This is a genomic window from Arthrobacter sp. (genome assembly GCF_030540645.1).
In the GTDB taxonomy this organism is placed as follows: domain Bacteria; phylum Actinomycetota; class Actinomycetes; order Actinomycetales; family Micrococcaceae; genus Specibacter.
Map to the genome: position 1 here is coordinate 1 of NZ_JAUNVV010000021.1, position 23,324 is coordinate 23,324.

Below are 23,324 nucleotides of genomic sequence, written 5' to 3' on the forward strand. Positions count from 1 at the left end.
GACAACCGCGCCGCTTCGCAAGTTCCTGAGAGCTTGGCTGAAATATGGAGCGAGACAACGGCGTCAAAACCTGCCTCGGCCGCATTTTTGTACGCACGGTCGAACAGTCCCGGTGAAGGCCGGGACGTTTTCACGGACGTGCCCGATGCCAAGGCGAGGGAAATATGGGTCTCGAGTTCGGCGTCGTCGTCGGAATAGACGTTCTCGCCGATGATCACCGGCATCGGCACCACGGTCAGCAGGCCGTCCTTGGTGAACTCGCTGACCCATTCCGACGGCAGAGCCGCGGCGGAATCGGTGACGATGGCGATGCGCGGCTTGGGCGGGGGTTCCTCGCTGGAAATTTGTGCGCCGCCCTTGGGGCGCAGGCGCTGGACCTGCTGGATCAGCCATGCCCGCGCAGACGCTGCCGTATCCGTCACAGCTACCCCTCTCCCAGGGCAGCCCTGCCAGTCCGCTGCCACGTGTCCTGCAAACCAAAAGTGCCTTCCCTGCCGTGGGGCCGGGAAGGCACTTGAATTCGGTGGCCTTGCGCGTCCTAGGCAGGAACGATATTGACCAGCTTAGGCGCACGGACGATCACGGTGCGGATGCCACGGCCATCGAGCGCTTTTTGGACCACGTCGGAGGCCAGCGCCAACTCACGCAATTCGTCCTCGGTGATGTCTGGGGACACTTCCAGCCGGTCCTTGAGCTTGCCCTTGATCTGCACGATCGCGGTGACGCTCTGCTGCACCAGCAGGGCCTCGTCGACGGCGGGGAAGCCTGCGTTTGCCACTGATGCCGGGTGGCCCAGGGCGTTCCACATGTCCTCGGCCGTGTAGGGGGCAAAGAGGCTCAGCACGACTGCCACGGCTTCGGCTGCTTCACGCACAGCCGGATCCTGCGCGCCGGCACCGGAGTCGATCACCTTACGCGTGGCGTTGACGAGTTCCATGAGCTTCGCGACGACCACGTTGAACTTGTGGCCTTCCAGCAGCGCCTTCACCTCGTGGACGGTGCGGTGCGTCAGTGAGCGCAGGGCTGCATCACCACCTGCCGTGTCGGTGCCGGGCGCACTGTCGACGTCGTTGCCCAGGCGCCATGCACGGGCGAGGAACTTGGCCGAGCCCGACGGCGAAACATCCGCCCAGTCGACGTCGTCCTCGGGAGGTCCGGCGAAGACCATGGTGAGCCTGATGGCGTCCACCCCGTACTTGTCCAACTGCTCGCCAAGATCGACGCCGTTGCCCAGGGACTTGCTCATGGCCTTGCCGCCGTTGAGCACCTGGCCCTGGTTTAGCAGTGCGCTGAAGGGCTCGGTGGCTTCAAGCATGCCCATGTCGTGGATGACCTTGGTGAAGAAGCGGGCGTAGAGCAGGTGCAAGATGGCGTGCTCCACACCGCCCACGTACTGGCCCACCGGCATCCAGTCATTGACCTTGGCCGGGTCAAAGGGCCCCTCGGTGAACTGTGGGGAGACGAAGCGCAGGAAGTACCAGGACGAGTCCACGAACGTGTCCATGGTGTCGGTGTCGCGCTTGGCTGCGCCGCCGCACTTCGGGCAGGGAACGTTGACCCATTCTTCAACCGCGGCCAGCGGGGAGGTGCCCTTGGGCGAAAGGTCCTCGCCGCGCAGGTTCTCCGGCAGGCGCACGGGCAGCTGCTCGTCTGGAACCGGGACTTCGCCGCAGTCGGCGCAGTGGATGATGGGGATGGGGGTACCCCAGAAACGCTGGCGGGACAGCAGCCAGTCACGCAGACGGAAGTTCACGAACTTCTCGCCGGTCCCCAGCTTTTCCAGGATCTCAATGGCGGCGGGGATACCCTCGGACTTGGAAAGCCCGTTCAACTCACCGGAGTTCATCAAAGTGCCTTCACCAGTGCTGGCGACGCCGCTTTCGGCGGGATCCTCCATGCCGGTGTCCAGGACGGCGCGAACCGGCAGGTTGAAGGCCTTGGCGAAGTCAAGGTCGCGCTGGTCGTGGGCGGGCACGGCCATGATGGCACCCGTGCCATAGTCAGCCAGGACGTAATCTGCGGCCCAGACGGGCAGCTTCTCCCCGGTCAGCGGGTTGATGGCGTAGCGGCCCGTGAACACGCCGGACTTGGGGCGTTCGGTGGACTGGCGCTCAATGTCACTGAGGGCCTTGACCTGCTCACGGTACTCGCTCAGGGCCTCTGCGTTCTCGGCCGTGACAAGGTCAAGCGCCAGTGGGGCGTCGGCAGCCACCACGAAGAACGTTGCACCGTAGAGCGTGTCGGGGCGGGTGGTGAAGACAGTCAGTTCCTGCTCCGGCTTTTCCGCCCCGGCAGCCTCGATCACGAACGTGACGTGGGCGCCTTCGGAACGGCCGATCCAGTTCTTCTGCATGGCCAGCACGCGGTCCGGCCAGTGGCCCTTCAGCGCGTCCATGTCATCAAGCAGGCGGTCCGCGTAGTCGGTGATCTTGAAGTACCACTGGTTCAGGGACTTCTTCGTGACAACCGTGCCGCAACGCTCACAGGCACCATTGACCACTTGTTCGTTGGCCAGCACGGTCTGGTCCTTGGGGCACCAGTTGACCGGAGAGTTTTTTCGGTACGCAAGCCCGCGCTCGTAGAAGCGCTTGAACAGCCACTGCGTCCACTGGTAGTACTCAGGGTCGGAGGTCTGCAGGCGGCGGGACCAGTCCACGGAGACGGCATAGCGTTTGAACGACTCCGCCTGCGTGTCAATGTTGGCGTAGGTCCACTCGCTGGGGTGGGCGTTGCGCTTGATGGCCGCGTTCTCCGCCGGCAGGCCAAAGGAGTCCCAGCCGATCGGGTGCAGCACATCGTAGCCAAGCTGGCGCCAATAGCGTGAGACGACGTCGCCCATCGCAAACGCTTCTGCGTGTCCCATATGCAGGTCACCGGAGGGGTACGGGAACATGTCAAGGACGTAACGGCGTTCCTTTGACCCGTCGTCAAGTGGGGCGAAAACGTTCAGCTCATCCCAGACGGCAGGCCATTTGGCTTCCATCTGGGCGAAACTGTAGACGACTTCTTCACTGTTCTCTTCAGTCTGGGACTGCACGCTCACGTACCCTGCCTTTTCGTTCATCAATGGCTTCTTGCACCTTCTGGCCCGTTACACACAAAAGCCCCTCGACCAGGCAAGGGGCGCACCGCAATCATGATTGCGGTTAGCTAAGCGGAAGAAAGTTGTGCATCCCTCCACTTTAGCGCACTGGGAATGGAGCCGCGGCGCAGCCGAAGTCGAGAAGGGGCCCGGGTGCGGCTTCGGGTGTCCGCGCAGCGGGCGGGCCCCTTCGCGACGTAGGCTGCGGCGGATACCGCTGCAGTGGGTGTTACTTCACGTCGTCGTCAACCCAGTCCATGGACTTGGTGACGGCTTTCTTCCACAGACGCATTTGACGGTCACGCTCGGCCGGATCCATGTTGGGCTCCCACCGCTTGTCTTCGGACCAGTTCGCGGACAGCTCGCCCAGGTCCTTCCAGAAGCCCACGGCTAAACCGGCTGCGTAGGCGGCGCCCAGGGCAGTGGTTTCGGTGACCTTGGGCCGGATGACCGGCACACCCAGGATGTCTGCTTGGAACTGCATGAGGGCATCGTTGGCAACCATGCCGCCGTCGACCTTCAACTCAGTCAAGTCAACACCGGAGTCCGCGTTGACGGCGTCCAGCACCTCGCGGGTCTGGAACGCCGTCGCCTCGAGGGCTGCACGGGCAATGTGGCCCTTGTTCACAAAGCGGGTCAGTCCCACGATGGCACCACGGGCGTCCGGACGCCAATACGGGGCAAACAAGCCGGAGAACGCCGGCACAATGTACACACCGCCGTTGTCCTCGACCGAGGCTGCCAGTTCCTGGACCTCGGGCGCGGACTTGATCATGCCGATGTTGTCGCGCAGCCACTGGATCAGTGAACCGGTGACGGCGATGGAACCCTCAAGGGCGTAGTGCGGGGCGGCGTCTCCGAGCTTGTAGCCGAGGGTGGTCAGCAGGCCGTTCTTCGAGTGGACAATTTCTTCGCCCGTGTTGAAGATCAGGAAGCAGCCAGTGCCGTAGGTGTTCTTGGCTTCACCCGTTTGGAATGCGGCCTGACCGAACGTTGCCGCCTGCTGGTCACCCAGAATGCCTGCCACCGGAACTTCACGCAGCAGCTGGCTGCTGTGCACGTGCCCGTACACCTCGGAGGAGGACTTGATGGCCGGCATCATGGACTTCGGAACCCCGAAGATGCCCAGGATCTCGTCATCCCACTGCAGGGTTTCCAAATCCATGAACATGGTGCGGGAGGCATTGGTGACGTCGGTGATGTGCACGCCGCCGTCAGTGCCGCCGGTCAGGTTCCAGGTAACCCAGCTGTCAGTGTTGCCGAACAGCAGGTCTCCGGCCTCGGCCTTGGCACGGGCGCCTTCGACGTTGTCCAGGATCCACTTGATCTTGGTGCCGGAGAAGTACGTGGCCAGCGGCAGGCCCACCTTGGCCTTGAAACGTTCGACGCCGCCATCCGCTGCCAGTTCATCAACGATGGACTGGGTGCGGGTGTCCTGCCAGACGATGGCGTTGTACACGGGGACACCGGTATTTTTGTCCCAGACGACGGCGGTCTCACGCTGGTTGGTGATGCCCACCCCGACAATGTCGTGGCGGGTCAGGTTGGCTTGCGCCAATGCGGTGCCAATCACCTCACGGGTATTGTTCCAAATTTCGGCAGCGTTGTGTTCCACCCAGCCTGCCTTGGGAAAAATTTGCTCATGCTCCAGCTGGCCGGTGGAGACGATGTTTCCATCATGGTCAAACACAATGGCACGACTACTGGTGGTGCCCTGGTCAATGGCGATTACATATTGAGACATCATTGTTTCCTTTGCTAGCAATTCACATTAAAAAACATGGGAAAGACTTGTCCTACAGGGTGCTGGATCAGCCAACCACCAGGGGCAGCCAAGCTGCACCAAAACCACCCAGTGCGCCACCAACCAGGGGGCCCACCACGGGCACCCAGGCGTAGCTCCAGTCACTGGAGCCCTTGCCCTTGATGGGCAGCAGTGCGTGGGCAATGCGCGGGCCGAGGTCACGGGCCGGGTTGATGGCGTAACCGGTGGGACCACCGAGGGAAGCACCGATGGCGACGACCAGCAGCGCAACAGGCAGCGGGCCGAGGCCCACAACCCCGCCACCAAAGTGCAGAATCACGAACACGAGAACGAAGGTGCCGATGATTTCCGTGGCAACGTTCCATCCGTAGCTGCGGATGGCAGGACCGGTTGAGAACACGCCCAGCTTGGTGGCCGCATCAGGCTCGCCGTCAAAGTGCTGCTTGTAGGCGACCCAGCAGAGCACGGCACCGATGAATGCGCCGAGCATCTCCGCACCGAAGTACGTCATGGTTGAAGCGAATGACACCGCAACTCCCGGGGCGTATTCGGCTTTGCCGTTGGCCAACAGGCCAACCGTCACTGCGGGGTTGAGGTGCGCTCCCGACTTCGCTGCGACAAACACACCGGACATGACGGCCAAGCCCCAGCCCCAGTTGACGAGGAGGAAACCGCCGGAGTTACCCTTGGTTCCCTTCAACGCAACGTTGGCCACCACGCCGCAACCCAAAAGGGTCAGCAGCGCCGTTCCTGCCACTTCGGACAGGAACACAATTCCAAGAGACATCTTTGACTCCTACTTTTTTCGTACTTCGTTGAAAGGCACACACCTTTGTGCGGCCCTCTTGAGACCGCTTTGCCCCGGGGGGCCCTACGCCATCAAGCTTTGTACCTGGACGCCGTGGAAACGGTCCAGAATTTCTATGCTGTGACTGATTTCCTCAGCCACACGTGCCTCGTCCCAGCCCAACGGTTCCGCCAACGCGGCGGCTGTTTCAGCCAACAGCTCCCTCGTGACAAGGCCACGGAAGGCCAGGGACGTGCGTCGGATCATGACGTCAATGAGGTGCCCCACCTGCTCGTTCTCAACCATGAATTCAACCTCCCGATCACTGAGTTCACCCGTTGAGTCAAACACGGTGTCCTTGCCTTCCTTGAGGAACGCCAGCACGTCCTTGGCGCGTGTGCCATAGCGGGTGAGCAGGACACCGGCACGTGTGGCGTCCACAGTCTCGCTGGTGTGGGAGGAAATCCAGGCCTCCACCCCTTCACTGGTTGCCGGGAAGTTCACGCCGCCGCCTATGGCCAGCTTTTCCGTAGACGTCTTGCGCTGCTTGCCCAGGATGGCGAGGACGTCGTTGGTCATGTGCGCCGAAAGTGCGCGGAAGGTGGTCCACTTCCCGCCGACGAGACTGAGCACCGGCACTGACTTGCCGGCAATGGTGCGGTCTGCCCGTTCAATACGGTAGTCGCGGGAGACGAACCCGGGGGCTGTTTCGTCATGCCGGGGTAGTGGCCGGACGCCAGCGAAGCTGTACACGATGTCCTCGCGCGTTACCAGAACGTTGGGGAACACGTGCCCGATCAGGTCAAAGAAGTAGTCAATCTCGGCGTCGGTGCAGACGGCGTCCTGGGCCATGTCCGCATTGACGTCGGTGGTGCCGACAAGGACCCTGTCCCCCATCGGGTAGATCAGCACAATGCGACCGTCCGTGTGTTCGAAGAAGATCTCGCGGCCGTTGCACGCTGCCAGCAGTCCCGGGTGGTCCAGGACGATGTGGGATCCCTTGGTGCCGCCCATGAAGCGTGTTTCCGCACCCATGTCTGCGTTTGTCATGTCCACCCAGGCGCCAGTGGTGTTGATGATGACGTCTGCGGTGAACACGAAGGATTCGCCCGTCAGCTGGTCGGTGAGTTCGACGCCGTCGTCCTTGACCGCGGTCACGGCAACATAGTTGGTGGGGCGTGCCTGACCGATACCCTCCGAGGAACCACCCGCCTTCTCGCCATCCTGCAGCACGTCGAGCGTCAGACGCTCAGGGTTGTGCACGGAAGCGTCATAGTACGTGGCCGCGTACTTGATGCCCGGGTGTAGTTGGGGCAGCTCCGACAGCGCCTTCTTGCGGGACTTGAAATCGTGACGGGGTACAGTGCCGCCGTCGCGGGAGAAGAAGTCATACAGGGTCAAACCCACCTTGATCAAGAACGCGCCGCGCTCCTGGGGCTTGCCCTGCTTGTGCGTGAGGAAGCGAATAGGGGCGCTGAGAATCCCTGAAAACGTGGAGAAGATGGGGATGGTGGTCTGCAGCGGCTTGACGTAGTGGGGCGCGATCTTCAGCAGCCCGTTGCGCTCCTCGACGGACTCCTTGACGAGGCGGAACTCACCATTTTCCAGGTACCGGATACCGCCGTGGATCATGTGGGACGATGCGCCGGAAGCACCTTGGCAGTAGTCCCCGCGTTCCACCAGTGCCACGTCGATGCCCTGCAATGCCAAGTCACGGAACGTCCCGACACCATTGATGCCGCCGCCAATGATCAATACCTGGGCGTGAGGGCGTGCTTTGAGCGCCTCAAGCTGTTCACGCACACCAGGGCGCGGGGTCGTTGAATCATGATTTTTGTCAGCGTTGCCTATGTTCTTCACATCGACCTCATTCGAGTCCCGTTGGTTGCGCGCAGTGCGCCTATATCCATTATTGTTTGACCAGATGGAAAATATAGTCAACAGTGGTGCACGAATGTGCAGAATGCGGAGGGATGGCATGTCTTCACGCCGAACAAAACAGCAAGACACGCTCCGGGCTGCACAAATGTACTACTTGCAGGACCAGACCATGGACGCCATTGCCCGAGAACTCAGCACGTCCAGATCCACCGTTTCCAGGCTGCTGGCCGCCGCCCGGGAAACGGGATTGGTGCAGATTCAGATCAAGACCCCCTCCGATAGGGCACCGGAACTTGAACGGGTCATCCGCACGCGGCACCAGGTGGATGTGCACGTGGTGCCTGTCTCGGACATGCTCAATGAGGTGGAGGTCCTTGAACGGGTCAGCATGCAGGCCGCACGTACCATCGGCCCACTCGTGGACTCCAATGCGGTGATAGGCGTGGCCTGGGGCTCCACTGTGAGTACCGTCAGCCGGCACCTGACCAGCAAAACCACCCACGGCAGCACCATTGTCCAACTCAACGGCGCTGGCAACACCCAAACCTCCGGCATCACCTACGCCTCCGAGATCATCCGCCGCTTTGGCACCGCCTATGGGGCAAAAGTGGAACAGTTCCCTGTGCCTGCCTTCTTTGACCACGCCGAAACGAAGAACATGATGTGGCGAGAACGCAGTGTTCGGCGCATCCTTGACCTGCAGGAGCGCATGACCATTGCCATCTTTGGCGTGGGCTCCATGGATGCTGAGATTCCCAGCCACGTGTATTCCGGCGGGTACCTCGATGCCACCGACCTCGACTCGCTGGAAGCCAGCGGGGTGGCAGGAGACGTGGCCACCGTGTTCTTCCGCTCCGACGGCACCGATGGCGGCATCGTCCTCAACGACCGTTCCAGCGGACCCAGCCTGGAGAACCTGCGCAAGGTCCGGCGTCGGATCTGCGTGGTCTCCGGGCGCCGAAAAATCAGGGGCCTGCGCGGTGCGTTGGCGGCCGGGCTGGCCACGGACCTGATCCTGGACGAGACCACAGCCCGTGAGCTGGTTGAACAGGACAGCCATTCCTCCGACCCGATCTTTGGACTACTCCAGGGCCTGGACGGGTTGTGAGCCGCCGCGCCAAGGGACAAAGCCTCCAATGGAAGAAGCCAGTGGGTAAAAATGGGTAAAGTCGTATCCATGCATCGCTCCCCCAAATACATGCTCAACAATGGCGTCAGCATTGATGCCCTCGGCTACGGCGTCTACAAGGTCCCGGCAGAAGACTGCGCCAACCTGGTCTCCACCGCGCTGGACACCGGATACCGCACCATCGACACGGCCGCCCTGTACGGCAACGAAGCCGGTGTGGGTCAAGCCGTGAACCGTGCCGTGGCTGGCGGGCTCCTGCGCGAGGACGTGTTTGTCACCTCGAAGGTGTGGAACACGGAGCAGGGCTACGACTCCACTTTGGCCGCCTTTGACGCCAGCATGGAAGAGCTGGGCCTGGACTACCTGGACATGTTCCTTATCCACTGGCCATGCCCCGAGCGCGGGCTGTTCATCCCCACGTATAAGGCACTGGAAACCCTGTACCAGCAGGGGCGGGTGCGGGCCATCGGGGTGAGCAACTTTGAACCCACCCACCTGCACCAGCTCCTTGACGCCTGCGACGTCATTCCGGCCGTCAACCAGGTGGAGCTTCACCCCTGGCTGGCACAACGCGAACTGCTGGCGCTGCACGCAGAGCTCGGCATTGCCACCCAGGCATGGAGCCCGCTGGCACGCGGCGCCATTTTGGCGGACTCGACCCTGTCGGCGCTCGCAGCTGACCACGGGCGTTCCACGGCCCAAATAGTGCTTCGCTGGCATGTCCAGTCCGGCCACCTGGTGATTCCCAAGGCCAGTTCTGCACAGCGGATCAGGGAAAACCTGAGTGTTTTCGACTTTTCCCTGTCCGACGCCGACATGGCCCGGGTGGACGCCCTTGATCAGGGCCGTCGCTCAGGTTCCAACCCTAATCAGGTGAACTGAGTTGTCCACGAAGAGAAGTACGACGCCGGCCCCCTCACCTCTCGCTGTTGACCTGGCCGCTCGTGTGGGCGCCCATGTGCTGGAGGTGTCGGGCACAGCCGTGCACTACTGGGACTACGCACCGGTGGACGGCCAGCCAGCAAGCCGCACCCTGGTGATGGTGCACGGATTCAGGGGCGATCACCACGGTCTGGAACGGGTGGTTGAGCTTCTGCCGGACTACCGGATCATCATGGCCGATTTGCCCGGCTTTGGCGCCAGCCCGGCATTTGCCCACAAAAAGCACGACATTCCCGGCTACACCGACTTCCTGGATGATTTCCTGAAAGCTCTTTCCTTGGGGCCCGACACGGTGCTGTTGGGCCATTCCTTCGGCTCGATCGTCGTCAGTCACTTTGTCGCCAACCACCCCGGGCGCGTGCATCCGCTGATTTTGGTCAACCCCATCGCCTCCCCCGCATTGGAGGGGCCCAAAGGGATCATGACCAAGCTCGCTGTTTTCTATTACTGGGCTGCGGCAAAGCTGCCCGGCACGTTCGGCAATGCCCTGCTGCGCAACAAGCTGATCGTCCACCTCATGTCCATCACCATGGCCAAGACCCGCGACAAGGACTTGCTGGCCTTCATCCACGGCCAGCACCACGCCTACTTCAGCGACTTTGCGAACCGGGACATGCTCCTTGAAGCATTCCAGGCCTCCGTCAGTGGCACAGTTCGTGAAGTGGCGCCGCGCCTGACGCTGCCCACGCTGTTGATCGCCGGCGAACGGGACGAAATTGCCACGCTCCCCACCCAGCGGACCCTGGCGACGCTGTTGCCTGATGCCGAATTGGTGGTTATCGACAACGTTGGCCACCTGATCCACTATGAGACACCCGCACCGGCCGCCGCCGCCATCATCGACTTCCTGGAAAGGCACCCCGCCCCGTGAGCAAACCCAAGATCGTCATGGATGCCCGCTTCACGAGGATGGACCACCACGACGGCATCAGCCGCTACGGCGCGTCCCTCATGGCCGCCGTCGCCCCTTACGCGCAGGTGACCATGCTCATCCACGACGAACGCCAGCTGGCCCTGCTACCTGCACTGCCGTGGGTGAAGATCAACTCCCCGCTTTCGCCGCTGGAGTTGGTGGTGGCCCGGCAGGTGAACAAGCTCCATGCGGACTTGGTGTTCTGCCCCATGCAGACCATGGGCAGCTGGGGGCGGAAATACCCGCTGGTGCTGACGCTGCACGACCTCATCTACTACGAGCACCCCGCCCCGCCCGGGTTCCTGCCAGCCCCGGTCAGGGTGCTGTGGCGCCTGTATCACAAGGCGTATTGGCCGCAGCGGGTGTTGCTGAACAGGGCCAATGTGGTGGCAACCATCAGCCAGACCACGCTGGGGCTGATGCGCAAGCACAAGCTCACGAAGCGCCCCGTCAGGATCATTGGAAATGCGCCCCAGGGTGAACGCACCCCGCGCGATCCTGGCGTGGCGCCGGAGAAGTCGCTGGCCTACATGGGATCCTTCATGCCGTATAAGAACGTTGAGACGCTCATCCGCGGTATGGGCGAGCTGCCGGACTTCACGCTGAACCTGCTCAGCCGCATCACCGCCGAACGCCGTGCCGAACTGGAGGAACTGATCCCCGCCGGGGCGAAAGTGGTCTTCCACAACGGTGTCACGGACGCCGAGTACGACGACTTGCTGCTGCGCACCACCGCCCTCGTCACGTTGAGCAAGGCAGAAGGCTACGGCCTGCCACTGGTTGAAGCCATGGCATTGGGCACGCCGGTGGTCGTGGCGGACACGGACATCTTCCGGGAAGTAGGCGGGGCGGCAGCACACTATGTGCCGGCCGATTCACCGCAGGAATTTGCCGCAGCTGTGCGCGCCTTGGATTCCCACCAGACGTGGGCTGCCAGTTCCACGGCGTCCGTCGAGCAGGCCGCAACTTTCAGCTGGGATGCCTCCGCGCAGGAATTGTTGGCGATCGCCGAGGAACTGCGGAGCTAGAGCACGTCCAGGCCGTCGCAGCGCACCTGCACTGGTTTGCCCACCCTGCGGGCCGCGTTGGCGGCTTTCAAGGAGCGCATGGCAGCGGTGATCCCGGCGGCTTCCGAATACGGGAAGAAGACGAGCGTGCGGTAGTCCGGCGCTTCGTCCGGATCCTCCGACGGCGCACCTGAGAACGCACGGGGCAGGGGTGCCGGACCAATGACCCTGACACCGTCGGGCAGTTCAAGCTCGGTCACAAACGCCTCCACATCGGCTTCCCGTCCGGTCAGGGCCGCGACTCTGACTGCCGGGGGCAGCTGCAACTCGTGGTGGAGTAGAAACTCCCGCTCGGCGTAACCGGCCGGGTCCCAGCGCACCAGCGTGGCCACCTCCAATGAATCCTCAGCCGTGACCACCACAATGCCGCCGTCCTTGGCCGGACGCACCAGGGCGGCTGCGTTCATCCAGCGCCGCAGCGCCTCCTCCCCTGCCCGCAGCGTCTCACGGCGCAACATGGAGTCCCCGTCGAGGAGCAGCGCTGCCGCATAGCCGTGGGCTGCCACTGGTTCAGCCCCGATGGTGGCCACCACGATGGCCGGTTTGTCCGGCACGGTGGTCTTGATGTGCTCACCTGAGGAGGAAATGACGGGAACCGACGGGAAAGCCCGCCCCAGCTCCTCGGCCGTGCGCAAGGCCCCGACGGCGATGGCACGCAGTTCATGGAAACCGCAGGTGGGGCAGCTAAAGGCCGTCTCGGCCACCCCGCACCACTTGCAGGTGACCATGATGGAGGCGGAGCCCGCTGAACGCCCCTGCATCAGCGGACCGGTGCAGTGCCGACAGCGGGCCACTTCGCGGCAGCGCTGGCAAGCCAGTGCCGGGGCGTAGCCGGTTCGGGCCACCTGCACCAGGACGGGGCCGAACTTCACCGCTGCCTTCGCTGTTTCCCACGCCCTGTGCGGCAGTCGTGCCATGGCAGCGGCCGGGTCGCGTTCCATTTCAAAGGAGTCCGAGGTGCTGATGACCCGTGGCGTGGACTTGCGCACTGCTGGCCGACCAGCCACGAGTTCCTGCGCCCAGCCCGTGGCAACAAGGCGTTGAGATTGGCTGCTGCGGGAGTGGCCTGCCATAAGCACTGCCGTGTCCTCAATTTCCGAGCGCAGCAACAACACGTCGCGGCTGTGTTGGTAGGGCGCGCGACGCTCTACGTGCAGTTCGTCGCCGTCGTCCCAGCAGCACACCAGGCCCAGGTCCGCCACCGGGGCATAGGCCGCGGACCGGGTGCCGATGACAATCTGCACATCCCCAGACAGCACTTGGAGGAAGTTCGCGTAGCGCAGGCTGGGGCCGTCGTCCGCCGTCAGCTTCAGATACGTCCCTGCCTCCAAAACAGATGCGAAGGCCTGCTCCAGCAGTTCAAGGTCACGAAGGTCCGGAACCACCACTATGGCGCCACGACCCGAGATCTGGCAGGAAGCCACGGCCTGGGCCAGCTGGTGGTGCCACGAGTGCACGCCGAATCCGGCAAGGGATCCCAGCACGGCCTTCGGTGTCTCCCCCATGGCCAGACGGGTCAGGAAATCCTCGGCGTGGGCATAGTCGGCGAAAGAGGACGCCTCAAGCCGCGGCATGGGCTCGTGCGGTGCGGTAGCCGTTTCGCGATCCCGACCCAGAAACACTTTTTCCAGGCTGGCAACCCTCGGCGGGACGGCGACGCGCAGCACATCCGCCACAGTACCGCTGTAGCGCGCGGCAACTTTCCGGGCCAGCTCCAACACAGCCGGAGTCAACACGGGAACAGCCGAATAAACGCGGCCCAGCGGAACCAGCCGCTCGCTATGGGACTCCGCAATCCGCGCCACAAGGAAGCCGTTGAGGTCCTGGCCGGAGAACTTCACCCGCACCCGCACGCCGGGCTGGGCAACGGCGTCGAGCTCTTGCGGGACCGAGTAGTCAAAGATCCGGTCAAGGTGCGGCAGCGGTGAATCAATGATGATCTGCGCCACGGGTAAATTTGCGGCGAGCACCACCCCGCTGTACGGATCGGCAACCCGTTCCTTGGCCACGAAACCGCTCAACAGACTCAGTTGCACACCGTGGCTGGAATCCTCATCCATGGGCGCTCCTGTTCTCGTTGTACGGCAAGCGTCGGGTCCGTTGTTCGGGCCTGAAACAAGCTAAGCACAGCCCCCTGACAAAGGTGTCAGCGGGCCGTGCTTAGCTGTGGATAAAGCGGTTGCGGACAGAGTGTTGCTGAGCGCGGGGGCTCAGCCGTTGAAGAACGCCTTCAACTCATCCACGCGGTCAAGGTTCTCCCACGTGAAGTCGGGATCATCACGGCCAAAGTGGCCGTGGGCTGCCGTCTTGGCGTAGATGGGCCGCAAAAGGTCCAGGCTGTCGATGATGGCCATGGGGCGAAGATCGAACACGGCGGCAATGGCGGCCTCGATCTGGCGCGGGTCCACCGTCTCCGTGCCGAACGTCTCCACATACACGCCCACGGGGCGGGCCACACCAATGGCGTAGCCAACCTGGACTTCAGCGCGGGCGGCCAGACCTGCGGCAACCACATTCTTGGCCACCCAACGCATCGCGTAGGCCGCCGAGCGGTCCACCTTTGACGGGTCCTTACCGGAGAACGCACCGCCACCGTGTCGGGCCATGCCGCCATATGTATCCACAATGATCTTGCGTCCGGTAAGGCCGGCGTCGCCCACGGGTCCGCCCACCACAAACGGTCCGGCCGGGTTCAGGTACGTCTTGATGTTGGAAACATCCAGTCCGGAGGCGTCCATGACAGGGGTGATGACGAATTCCTGCAGGTCGGCACGCAACTTGTCCAGTTCCGTGCCTTCAGCGTGCTGGCTGGAGATCACCACGGTGTCCACGGAGACCGGCTTGTCGCCGTCGTAACCAATGGTCACCTGGGTCTTGCCGTCCGGGCGCAGGTACTCCAGCAGTCCGGACTTGCGCACCTTCGTGAGCCGTTCCGAGAGCCTGTGGGCGAGGAAGATGGGGGTGGGCATGAACGAGGCCGTCTCGTTGCTGGCATAGCCGAACATGAGGCCCTGGTCTCCCGCGCCCTGGGTGTCGTACTTGTCCACGGCGGTGCCTTCACGGACCTCCAAGGCGTTGAACACGCCGTCGGAAATGTCCTGGGACTGCTGCCCGATCGAGACCGACACTCCACAGCGGGCACCGTCAAAGCCGTTGGCTGAGGAGTCGTAGCCGATGTCCAGGATGGTGTTGCGGACAATCTGCGGGATCTCCACATACGCGTTCGTCGTCACCTCGCCTGCCACATGCACCAAACCGGTCGTGGCCATGGTCTCCACCGCAACCCGGGAATTGGGATCCTCGGCCAGCAGTGCATCCAAAATGGCGTCGCTGATCTGGTCGCAAATTTTGTCGGGATGCCCGGCTGTCACGGATTCGGAGGTAAAAAGACGCAAGGGGTTTAGTGAAGTCACGTATCTACTTTACTGGTCATTGTGCTGCTCACCTTTCGGCGGCAGACATGGATAGTCACACTGGGCGGGCTTTACTGGCTGCCAGTCGTTGGGCAATGAGATGCACGACGGCGTCTGCCACCTCGCGTTTGCTCCCACCGGCCTGCACGGGGGCGGCACCGTCGAGTGCCAGGATTTCGACCTGATTCTTGTCCTGGCCAAAGACGCGCTCGGACCCGTTCTCCCCGGGCCCCACCTCATTGACCACGAGCAGATCGCAACCCTTGCGGACGAGCTTCGCCTGGGCGTAGCTGTGGGCATCGCCTTGTTCGTCGCCGGTCTCTGCGGCAAATCCGACAATGAGCTGGCGCTGGTTTTGGGCGGCGCGGTGTGCCACCAATTCCACGAGGATGTCCGGGTTACGCACGAGTTCGATGACGGGGTCGGGCACATTGTCACGTTTTTTGATCTTGCCGGTGGACATGCTGGCCGGCCGGAAATCCGCCACAGCTGCTGCCATGATGACGACGTCGGCACTGGCCGCAGCAGCCAACGCCGCAGAGCGCAGCTCACGGGCCGTCTCAATGCGTTGGCGCTTGACCCCTGCAGGAGCGGGCACCTCCAACGGTGCGTGGATGAGCGTCACAATGGCACCGGCGGCCAGGGCAGCCTCAGCCAGCGCCACGCCCTGCTTCCCGGAAGACTTGTTGCCGAGATAACGCACAGGATCCAGTGGTTCCCGCGTACCGCCGGCGGTAATGAGCACCCTTTTGCCGGACAGGATGCCTGGTTCTGCGCCCTTGAGTGCCGACGCCTGATCGGCGGTGTGTGCAGGCTCGTCCGCCAATGCCTCTGCAGGCACTTCCCGAGCAGAAGGTGCTGCTCCGGCTGGGGACTCTGAGTCAGCTGTGGGCGCCGAGCTGGCCGAAAGTTCCGGGTCGTCAACGGCTGCCTGAGAGCCGGCGTCGTGAATCTCGGCGGCCTGTTGCTCAGCTGCCGGCGCGTCTTGGCCTGTGGCAAGGTGGCCTGTGCCAGGCACACCTGTGGCAAGCACGTCTGTGGCAAGTTCGCCCGTGGCAAGAGCCAGCGCGGCGGCGAAGATCTCTTCCGGCTCCGGCAGCCGGCCGGGACCGGTGTCCGGACCTGTCAAACGGCCCACGGCAGGCTCCAGCACGTGGATGCCGCGAGCACGAAGGGTGGCAACATTAGCTGCCGTCGACGCGTGCCGCCACATTTCCGTATGCATGGCAGGGGCAAAGAGGACGGGTCCTCGCGCCATGAGCAGCGTGGTCGTCAAGAGGTCGTTGGCATGGCCACCTGCGGCCTTTGCCATGAGATCCGCAGTGGCCGGGGCCACCACGATCAGATCTGCCTCATGGCCAATCCGGACATGGTTGACCTGGTCAACGGCGTCAAAGACGTCGTTGGTGACGGGATGCCCGCTGAGGGCCTCCCAGGTGGCTACGCCCACAAAGCGTGTGGACGCTTCGGTGGGGATGACCGTGACCTTGTGGCCGGCCTCCGTGAAGAGGCGCAGCAGCAAGGCGGACTTGTAGGCGGCGATGCCGCCGCCAACCCCCAAAACAATGTTCAGCACGTTCATCCCCCGCGAAATACGCTGGTTACGCGGCTTCGATGGGTGTGGAGACCAGCAGGCCTTCGTTGATTTCACGGAAGGCGATGGAAAGCGACTTCTCGTTCAACTTCGTGTCCACCAAGGGGCCAACATACTCGAACAGGCCCTCATGGAGCTGTGCGTAGTAGGCGTTGATCTGGCGTGCACGCTTTGCGCCAAAGATGACCAATCCGTACTTCGAATCGGCTGCTTCAAGCAGTGAATCGATGGGGGGATTGATGATGCCTTCGGGTTGTGTTGTCAATTGCTTCTCCAAAATTCGTAAAGGGTGTTGCGGTTTTAATCAAGGTGATGGGGCGTGAGCCCCATCAAGTCAACCAGCGCCGCTGCTGCACGGCTGACTTGGTCATTGACAATGACGTAGTCGAACTCTGTGGCAGCAGCAAGTTCCAGTTTAGCTGTTTCTAGGCGGCGGTGCTGTTCCTCGGCGCTTTCTGTGCCGCGTCCCACCAAACGGCGGACCAATTCCTCCCAAGTGGGTGGGGCCAGGAACACGAAGTCAGCTTCCGGCATGGCCGCTTTGACCTGCCGGGCACCCTGCAGGTCGATTTCCAGCAACACCGACTTGCCAGCCGCAACAGCTGCTTCGACAGTGCTGCGCAACGTTCCGTAGCGGTTGACGCCGTGGACCACGGCCCACTCGAGCAGGTCCCCGCTCGCCTCCAATGAGTCAAACTCTTGCGCTGACTTGAAGAAGTAGTGAACCCCTTCGTCTTCCCCGGGCCGGGCTTTACGGGTCGTTGCCGACACCGAAAGCCACACCTCCGGGTAGTTGTCGCGAATAAACGTGGAGACTGTTCCCTTGCCGACGGCGGTGGGCCCGGCCAGAACTGTCACGCCGGTGCGCGGCTTGGTGCGGGCCGTGTTCTCGCTCGGCACTTCCACTCCGCTCACTGCTTGTGCCCCAGATAGTCCACGAGGGCCCGGCGCTGGTGCACGCCCAGGCCACGCACTCGGCGCGTTGGGGCTATCCCCAGCTCGCTCATGATCACAGTTGCACGTACCTTTCCAATGCCCGGGAGGGCTTCGAGTAATTCACACACTTTGAGTCTGTCCAGGGCAGCTTCACCGTCGGCCGCCAAGAGCACGGCCGCAACACTGGTCTTCCCTGTTTTAAGGTCTTGTTTTGCCTGGGATCGCAGGGTTCTGGCAGCAATGGCCTTCGTCCGTGCGTCTGCGCGTTCTTCTTGGGACAGATGCGGCAAATTCACGGAAGCTCCCCTGCTGATGGCTGTCCCCGGTGCGGGTTCACGGCTCAGTAATCCTTCGAACCTATCCGCACCGGGGACGCAAATCAATCTGTCGCGGCAGCAGCCAAAGGCTACAAGCCCTGCAGAGTCGACTGTGTGGCTGCCCGCAGCTGTGCCACTCCAGGGCCGGCGGCCAGGATGCCGCGGCTGGAAGTCGCCAGCACTGCCGGATAGGCAGCACCGAAGGTGGCCCGCATGTCAGCACCGGTGGCGCCCTGGGCACCCAGGCCCGGGGCGAGCAACGGACCGTGGACTGCGGCCAAATCAATACCCAGCTCCGTCAGCGCATTGCCCACGGTGGCGCCTACCACCAGCCCCACCGAGCCGAGTGCTTCCTCGGCCCAGCGCTGATTTTCGACGGCGGCCGCCTCCACAATGCGTTTGGCGACCGATTCGGCGCCACCCACATGTTGCACGGAGGCACCTTCCGGGTTGGAGGTCAGGGCAAGGACAAAAACGCCCCTGCCATTGGCAGCCGCAAGGTCAAGGGCCGGACGCAGTGATTCAAAACCCAGGTATGGGCTCAGTGTCACTGAATCGGCGGCCAGTGCCGAACCGTCGCGCAGCCACGCGTCGGCATAGCCGGCCATGGTGGAACCAATGTCCCCGCGCTTGGCGTCGGCGATGGTGAGCACCTTGGCTGCCGAGGCGGCGGCCAGCAGTTCCTCCAGTACGGCCAGGCCGGCCGAGCCGTGGCGCTCATAGAGCGCCACTTGCGGCTTGATGGCTGCCGCCAAGGGTTCCACGGCTTCCAGCACTGTCTGCGAGAACGTGCGCAGGCCCTCCACAGAGTCCGTCAGCCCCCACGCTTCCAGCAGTGCCGGGTGCGGGTCGATCCCCACACACAGCGGACCACGGGCAAGCATGGCGGCGGCAAGCCGGGCGCCGAATCCCCTGATCACTCCCCCGTCTCGCAAGCTCACCGCGGGACCCTCTCGATCGGGGACGCCAGCGCTACCGTTGTCCGCCACCTTCTCAGGCATTCTGTGCTGCCAGTCCCGCTGCCAGCACAACTGCGTGTTCCTGCAAGCTGGTGACATCCCATTCGTAGGAGCGCAGCGCCTCCATCGCCTGGACTGCGACGTTGAACTCGGCCACTGTGGTGATGCAGGGCCGGCCATTGGACACGGCAGCAGCACGGATTTCGTAGCCGTCGCCGCGTGCCTGACCACCGGACGGGGTGTTGAAGATCATGTCGATCTCGCCGTCGTTGATCAGGTCGACAATGCTCCGGTCGCCCGAATCCTTGCCTTCCTGGCTGATCTTACGCACCGTGGTGGAGGCAATGCCGTTGCGGCGCAGCACGTCGGCCGTGCCACCGGTGGCCACGATCTTGTAGTCAAGGTCCACCAGGCGCTTGACCGCCATGATGATGGAGCGCTTGTCACGGTTGGCAACAGAGACGAACACCGTGCCGGAGACGGGAAGGGCGCCATTGGCGGCCGCCTGGCTCTTGGCGAAGGCCGTATCAAAGTGCTTGTCGATGCCCATGACCTCGCCGGTGGAGCGCATTTCCGGCCCGAGCAGGGAGTCAACCACGTGGCCTTCCGGGGTGCGGAAGCGGTTGAAGGGAAGCACGGCTTCCTTCACGGCAACAGGAGCGTTGTCAGGCAGGTTTCCGCCGTCGCCAACCTCAGGGAGGATGTGGTGGACGCTGCGCAGGTGCGCGATGGACACGCCAACGCCGATCAGAGCCGCCGCCTTGGCCATTTGCACGCCGGTTGCCTTGGAGACAAACGGCACGGTGCGGGAGGCTCGCGGGTTGGCTTCAAGCACGTACAGGATGTCCGCAGCCAGGGCGAACTGGATGTTGATCAGCCCGCGCACTCCGACGCCCTCGGCAATGGCACGCGTTGCCGCGCGGACACGCTCTTGCACGTCCTTTCCCAGGGTGATGGGGGGAAGCACGCAGGCGGAGTCGCCCGAGTGAATACCGGCCTCTTCAATGTGCTCCATGATGCCGCCAAGGTACATGTCCTTGCCGTCGAAGAGGGCGTCAACGTCGATCTCGATGGCGTCTTCCAGGAACCGGTCGATCAGCACCGGGTGGGCCTCGGTGATCTCGGTCGCGTTCTTGATGTAGCGCGAGAGGTTCGGTTCGTCGTACACGATCTCCATGCCGCGGCCACCCAATACGTAGGACGGGCGCACCAGCACGGGGTAGCCGATCTCGTCGGCGATCTTCTTGGCGTCGTTGAACGAGACGGCCGTGCCGTTCTTGGGTGCAATCAGACCGGCCTCATCGAGCACACGGGAGAACATGCCGCGGTGCTCAGCCAAATCGATCGCCTCAGGGGATGTACCCAGGATGGGCACGCCGGCGTCGGCAAGTTCCTGCGCCAGCTTCAACGGTGTCTGGCCACCGAGCTGGACAAACACGCCCATGACGCCGCCGGTGCGCTCTTCGGCCGCGATGATCTCAAGGACATCCTCAAGGGTCAGCGGTTCAAAGTACAGGCGGGTGGAGACGTCGTAGTCGGTGGAAACGGTTTCCGGGTTGCAGTTGACCATGACGGTCTCGTAGCCGGCCTTGCGCAGTGCCATGGAGGCGTGGACGCAGGAGTAGTCGAACTCGATGCCCTGGCCAATGCGGTTCGGTCCGGAGCCAAGGATGATGACCGAAGGCTTTTCGTGCAGTGCCAGCTCATCTTCCTCGTCGTAGGAGGAGTAGTGGTAGGGGGTGTAGGCAGCAAACTCGGCCGCACAGGTGTCCACCGTCTTGTAGACGGGGCGGATGTTCAGCGCCTGGCGGACGCCGCGCACCACAGCCTCGGAGTTGTGCGTCAACGCACCGATCTGCACGTCGGAGAAGCCGTGGCGCTTGGCCAACTTCAACATTTCCGGGCTCAGCGAGGTGGATTGGCGGATGGTTGCAGAGACCTCGTTCAGCAGGACCAGCTGGTCAAGGAACCAGGGGTCGATCCCTGTCGCGGCGTAGAGCTGCTCCACGGTGGCACCACCCAAGAGGGCACGCTGCACCTGGGACAGGCGTTCGGTGGTGGGGCGCTTGGATGCTTCGATGAGCTCCGGTACGTCAAGTTCGTTGACGCTGCTGAAGTCAAGGCTGGCACCCTTTTGCTCCAATGAGCGCAAGGCCTTCTGCAGGGCTTCGGTGAAATTACGGCCCATCGACATGGCCTCGCCGACGCTCTTCATGGTGGTGGTCAGGGTGGGATCCGCCGCCGGGAACTTCTCGAAGGCGAACCGCGGAACCTTCACCACGACGTAGTCCAGGGCCGGCTCAAATGAAGCCGGGGTCTTCTGGGTGATGTCGTTGGGGATTTCATCCAGCGTGTAGCCCAGGGACAGCTTCGTGGCGATCTTGGCGATGGCGAAGCCGGTGGCCTTGGAGGCCAGTGCCGAAGAGCGTGAAACACGCGGGTTCATCTCAATGACGACGACGCGTCCCGTGTCAGGCTCAATGGCGAACTGGATGTTACAGCCACCGGTGTCAACGCCAACTTCGCGGATGACGGCGATGGAGATGTCGCGCAGGTTCTGGTATTCACGGTCCGTCAAGGTCATGGCCGGGGCCACGGTGATGGAGTCGCCGGTGTGGACACCTACCGGGTCAAAGTTTTCGATGGAGCAGACCACCACGACGTTGTCGTTCTTGTCGCGCATCATCTCCAGCTCGTATTCCTTCCAGCCGAGGATGCTCTCTTCAAGCAAAACCTCGGTGGTGGGGCTGTACTGCAAGCCCTGGCCCACAATGCGTTCCAGGTCCGATGGACTGTAGGCCAGGCCGGAGCCAAGCCCACCCATGGTGAAGGAGGGGCGCACCACCATCGGGTAGCCGAGGTCTTCGGCTGCTGCGAAGGCCTCGTCCATGGTGTGAATGATGTGGCTGCGCGCCGATTCGGCACCGCAGCGCTCTACGACGCCCTTGAACTTTTCACGGTCTTCGCCGAGTTCGATCGCTGCAATGTTCGCACCGATCAGCTCCACGTTGTACTTTTCCAGCACGCCGGCCTTGTCCAGTGCAATGGCCGTGTTCAACGCCGTCTGGCCACCCAGGGTGGGCAGGATGGCGTCGGGGCGCTCCTTGGCGATGATCTTCTCCACCACCTCGGGGGTGATGGGCTCAACGTAGGTGGCGTCGGCGAACTCAGGATCAGTCATGATGGTGGCGGGGTTGGAGTTGACGAGGATGACCCGCAGGCCTTCCTCCTTCAAAACACGCAGCGCCTGGGTACCGGAGTAGTCAAACTCGGCAGCCTGTCCAATGACGATCGGGCCGGAACCAATGACCAGAACTGATTTAAGATCTTCCCTCTTTGGCATTACTTGTCTTCCTGGCTCTGTGTGGTCTGGCTCTGTGCGGTTTTGTAGTCGGTCATGAGTTTGATGAACCTGTCAAACAGGTAGGCGGCGTCGTGCGGGCCAGCCGCAGCTTCGGGGTGGTACTGCACCGAGAATGCGGGCACGTCCATGCAGGAGAGCCCTTCGACAACCTGGTCGTTGAGGCTGATGTGGCTGACCTGGACCTTGCCGAAGCGTTCCTCCGGCGCCTGGGTGGGCCCGTCAAGGGGTGCGTCGACGGCGAAGCCATGGTTCTGGCTGGTGATCTCCACCTTGCCTGTGCTGCGGTCCAATACCGGCTGGTTCATGCCGCGGTGGCCGTAGCGCAGCTTGTATGTGCCAAAGCCCAGGGCGCGGCCCAGGATCTGGTTGCCGAAGCAAATGCCGAAGTACGGCACTCCGGCGTCAAGGAAACTGCGTACAAAGGAAACCTGTCTGTCGGCCGTGGCGGGGTCGCCCGGGCCGTTGGAGATGAACACACCGTCGGGGTTCAGCGCCTGTGCCTCTTCAAACGTGGCAGTCGCCGGCAGGACGTGCAGGCGCACGCCGCGCTCGGCAAAGCGGGCCGGGGTCATCGCCTTCATGCCCAAGTCCAGGGCCACGATGTTGAACAGGGTCTCCCCCGTCCAACCGTGCTCGGCAGGTTCGACGACGTACGCCTCCTTGCAGCTGACTTCCTCGGCCAGGCGCAGGCCTGCCATGGAAGGCTGTGCCAGCACGTCGGCGAGCAGTTCCGCTTCGGGGCGGGCAGCATCGGCACCGGAGAAGATGCCGGCCTTCATGGAACCGCGCTCGCGCAGGTGCCGGGTGATGGCGCGGGTGTCAACACCCTGGATGCCAACGACGCCCTGCGAGGAAAGCTCGTCGTCGAGCGTTCCCTCGCTGCGCCAGTTGGAGGGGCGGCGGGCGGCGTCGCGCACAATGTACCCGGCAGCCCAGATGCGGTCCGACTCGTTGTCAGCCTTGTTCACGCCGGTGTTGCCGATGTGCGGGGCGGTCTGAACGATCAGCTGGCGGGCGTAGGAAGGGTCCGTCAGGGTTTCCTGGTAGCCGGTCATACCGGTGGTGAAGACCGCTTCACCCAGGGCGGTGCCCTGTGCCCCGTAGCTGCTGCCACGGAAAGTGCGGCCGTCTTCCAAGATTAAAAGTGCCTGTGCAGGCATGGTTGTTTCACTCAT

General features: G+C 63.0%; 18 protein-coding genes. 4 read left to right on the top strand and 14 right to left on the bottom strand.

Translation table 11 applies throughout. From position 1 onward, the window contains the following. The 5 genes from Q4P21_RS05990 to Q4P21_RS06010 form a co-directional block, all read right to left on the bottom strand. On the bottom strand, nucleotides 1-422 hold a 422-nt coding region (locus Q4P21_RS05990), incomplete at its 3' end, for a DegV family protein (RefSeq protein ID WP_303387898.1). 116 nt (nucleotides 423-538) lie between these two features. Further along, nucleotides 539-3,064 carry a leucine--tRNA ligase gene (gene leuS, locus Q4P21_RS05995; RefSeq protein WP_303387899.1) on the bottom strand — a complete coding sequence of 842 codons (2,526 nt, stop codon included), beginning with the start codon at nucleotides 3,062-3,064 and terminating at the stop codon, nucleotides 539-541. Nucleotides 3,065-3,311: 247 nt separating this feature from the next. After that, complete coding sequence (gene glpK, locus Q4P21_RS06000) at nucleotides 3,312-4,826, bottom strand: glycerol kinase GlpK (protein ID WP_303387900.1); 1,515 nt, start codon at nucleotides 4,824-4,826, stop codon at nucleotides 3,312-3,314. A gap of 67 nt (nucleotides 4,827-4,893) precedes the next feature. Next, nucleotides 4,894-5,634 carry an MIP/aquaporin family protein gene (locus Q4P21_RS06005; protein ID WP_303387901.1) on the bottom strand — a complete coding sequence of 247 codons (741 nt, stop codon included), beginning with the start codon at nucleotides 5,632-5,634 and terminating at the stop codon, nucleotides 4,894-4,896. A gap of 84 nt (nucleotides 5,635-5,718) precedes the next feature. Continuing rightward, nucleotides 5,719-7,437 (bottom strand): glycerol-3-phosphate dehydrogenase/oxidase, encoded by a 1,719-nt coding sequence (locus Q4P21_RS06010; RefSeq protein WP_303387929.1) that lies wholly within the window; start codon nucleotides 7,435-7,437, stop codon nucleotides 5,719-5,721. A gap of 175 nt (nucleotides 7,438-7,612) precedes the next feature. On the opposite strand from Q4P21_RS06010, the gene Q4P21_RS06015 reads away from it, so the two are divergent. The 4 genes from Q4P21_RS06015 (at nucleotide 7,613) to Q4P21_RS06030 (ending at nucleotide 11,527) form a co-directional block, all read left to right on the top strand. Further along, the gene (locus tag Q4P21_RS06015; RefSeq protein WP_303387902.1) at nucleotides 7,613-8,623 is read left to right on the top strand and encodes a sugar-binding transcriptional regulator; all 1,011 of its coding nucleotides are present in this window, start codon (nucleotides 7,613-7,615) and stop codon (nucleotides 8,621-8,623) included. Between the two features lie 69 nt (nucleotides 8,624-8,692). Next, the gene (locus tag Q4P21_RS06020; protein ID WP_303387903.1) at nucleotides 8,693-9,526 is read left to right on the top strand and encodes an aldo/keto reductase; all 834 of its coding nucleotides are present in this window, start codon (nucleotides 8,693-8,695) and stop codon (nucleotides 9,524-9,526) included. A gap of 52 nt (nucleotides 9,527-9,578) precedes the next feature. Beyond that, a complete protein-coding gene (locus Q4P21_RS06025) occupies nucleotides 9,579-10,457 on the top strand; it encodes an alpha/beta fold hydrolase (RefSeq protein ID WP_303387930.1) in 879 nt (292 codons plus the stop codon). Nucleotides 10,458-10,474: 17 nt separating this feature from the next. Then, nucleotides 10,475-11,527, top strand: coding sequence for a glycosyltransferase family 1 protein (locus tag Q4P21_RS06030; RefSeq protein WP_303387931.1), 1,053 nt, complete (start codon nucleotides 10,475-10,477; stop codon nucleotides 11,525-11,527). On the opposite strand, the gene Q4P21_RS06035 is transcribed toward Q4P21_RS06030, so the two are convergent. The 9 genes from Q4P21_RS06035 to carA form a co-directional block, all read right to left on the bottom strand. Beyond that, nucleotides 11,524-13,626 (bottom strand): primosomal protein N', encoded by a 2,103-nt coding sequence (locus Q4P21_RS06035; protein WP_303387904.1) that lies wholly within the window; start codon nucleotides 13,624-13,626, stop codon nucleotides 11,524-11,526. The two genes, Q4P21_RS06030 and Q4P21_RS06035, sit on opposite strands and share 4 nt — an antisense overlap. Nucleotides 13,627-13,776: 150 nt before the next feature. After that, complete coding sequence (gene metK / locus Q4P21_RS06040; RefSeq protein WP_303387905.1) at nucleotides 13,777-14,979, bottom strand: methionine adenosyltransferase; 1,203 nt, start codon at nucleotides 14,977-14,979, stop codon at nucleotides 13,777-13,779. 55 nt (nucleotides 14,980-15,034) lie between these two features. Then, nucleotides 15,035-16,561, bottom strand: a complete 1,527-nt coding sequence (locus tag Q4P21_RS06045) for a phosphopantothenate--cysteine ligase family flavoprotein (protein ID WP_303387906.1) — start codon at nucleotides 16,559-16,561, stop codon at nucleotides 15,035-15,037. Between the two features lie 19 nt (nucleotides 16,562-16,580). Further along, entirely contained in the window at nucleotides 16,581-16,838 is a 258-nt protein-coding gene (rpoZ, locus tag Q4P21_RS06050; protein ID WP_207343989.1) for a DNA-directed RNA polymerase subunit omega, read from the bottom strand. Between the two features lie 35 nt (nucleotides 16,839-16,873). Further along, nucleotides 16,874-17,488 (bottom strand): guanylate kinase, encoded by a 615-nt coding sequence (gene gmk, locus Q4P21_RS06055; protein ID WP_303387907.1) that lies wholly within the window; start codon nucleotides 17,486-17,488, stop codon nucleotides 16,874-16,876. Next, nucleotides 17,485-17,805: an integration host factor, actinobacterial type gene (gene mihF, locus Q4P21_RS06060; protein ID WP_303387908.1), complete on the bottom strand. Its 321-nt coding sequence runs from the start codon at nucleotides 17,803-17,805 to the stop codon at nucleotides 17,485-17,487. The genes gmk and mihF overlap by 4 nt, the downstream gene beginning before the upstream one ends. Before the next feature lie 110 nt (nucleotides 17,806-17,915). After that, complete coding sequence (pyrF, locus tag Q4P21_RS06065) at nucleotides 17,916-18,767, bottom strand: orotidine-5'-phosphate decarboxylase (RefSeq protein WP_303387909.1); 852 nt, start codon at nucleotides 18,765-18,767, stop codon at nucleotides 17,916-17,918. 52 nt (nucleotides 18,768-18,819) lie between these two features. Continuing rightward, nucleotides 18,820-22,128: a carbamoyl-phosphate synthase large subunit gene (carB, locus tag Q4P21_RS06070; protein ID WP_303387910.1), complete on the bottom strand. Its 3,309-nt coding sequence runs from the start codon at nucleotides 22,126-22,128 to the stop codon at nucleotides 18,820-18,822. Continuing rightward, nucleotides 22,128-23,324 carry a glutamine-hydrolyzing carbamoyl-phosphate synthase small subunit gene (carA, locus tag Q4P21_RS06075; RefSeq protein ID WP_303387911.1) on the bottom strand — a complete coding sequence of 399 codons (1,197 nt, stop codon included), beginning with the start codon at nucleotides 23,322-23,324 and terminating at the stop codon, nucleotides 22,128-22,130. The genes carB and carA overlap by 1 nt, the downstream gene beginning before the upstream one ends.

Bases quoted from the DNA above. Each gene is read 5' to 3' on its own strand.
- leuS (WP_303387899.1), bottom strand. From the start codon at position 3,064: ATGAACGAAAAGGCAGGGTACGTGAGCGTGCAGTCCCAGACTGAAGAG.
- glpK (WP_303387900.1), bottom strand. From the start codon at position 4,826: ATGTCTCAATATGTAATCGCCATTGACCAGGGCACCACCAGTAGTCGT.
- Q4P21_RS06005 (WP_303387901.1), bottom strand. From the start codon at position 5,634: ATGTCTCTTGGAATTGTGTTCCTGTCCGAAGTGGCAGGAACGGCGCTG.
- Q4P21_RS06015 (WP_303387902.1), top strand. From the start codon at position 7,613: ATGTCTTCACGCCGAACAAAACAGCAAGACACGCTCCGGGCTGCACAA.
- Q4P21_RS06020 (WP_303387903.1), top strand. From the start codon at position 8,693: ATGCATCGCTCCCCCAAATACATGCTCAACAATGGCGTCAGCATTGAT.
- Q4P21_RS06030 (WP_303387931.1), top strand. From the start codon at position 10,475: ATGGATGCCCGCTTCACGAGGATGGACCACCACGACGGCATCAGCCGC.
- Q4P21_RS06035 (WP_303387904.1), bottom strand. From the start codon at position 13,626: ATGGATGAGGATTCCAGCCACGGTGTGCAACTGAGTCTGTTGAGCGGT.
- Q4P21_RS06045 (WP_303387906.1), bottom strand. From the start codon at position 16,561: ATGAACGTGCTGAACATTGTTTTGGGGGTTGGCGGCGGCATCGCCGCC.
- carB (WP_303387910.1), bottom strand. From the start codon at position 22,128: ATGCCAAAGAGGGAAGATCTTAAATCAGTTCTGGTCATTGGTTCCGGC.
- carA (WP_303387911.1), bottom strand. From the start codon at position 23,324: ATGAGTGAAACAACCATGCCTGCACAGGCACTTTTAATCTTGGAAGAC.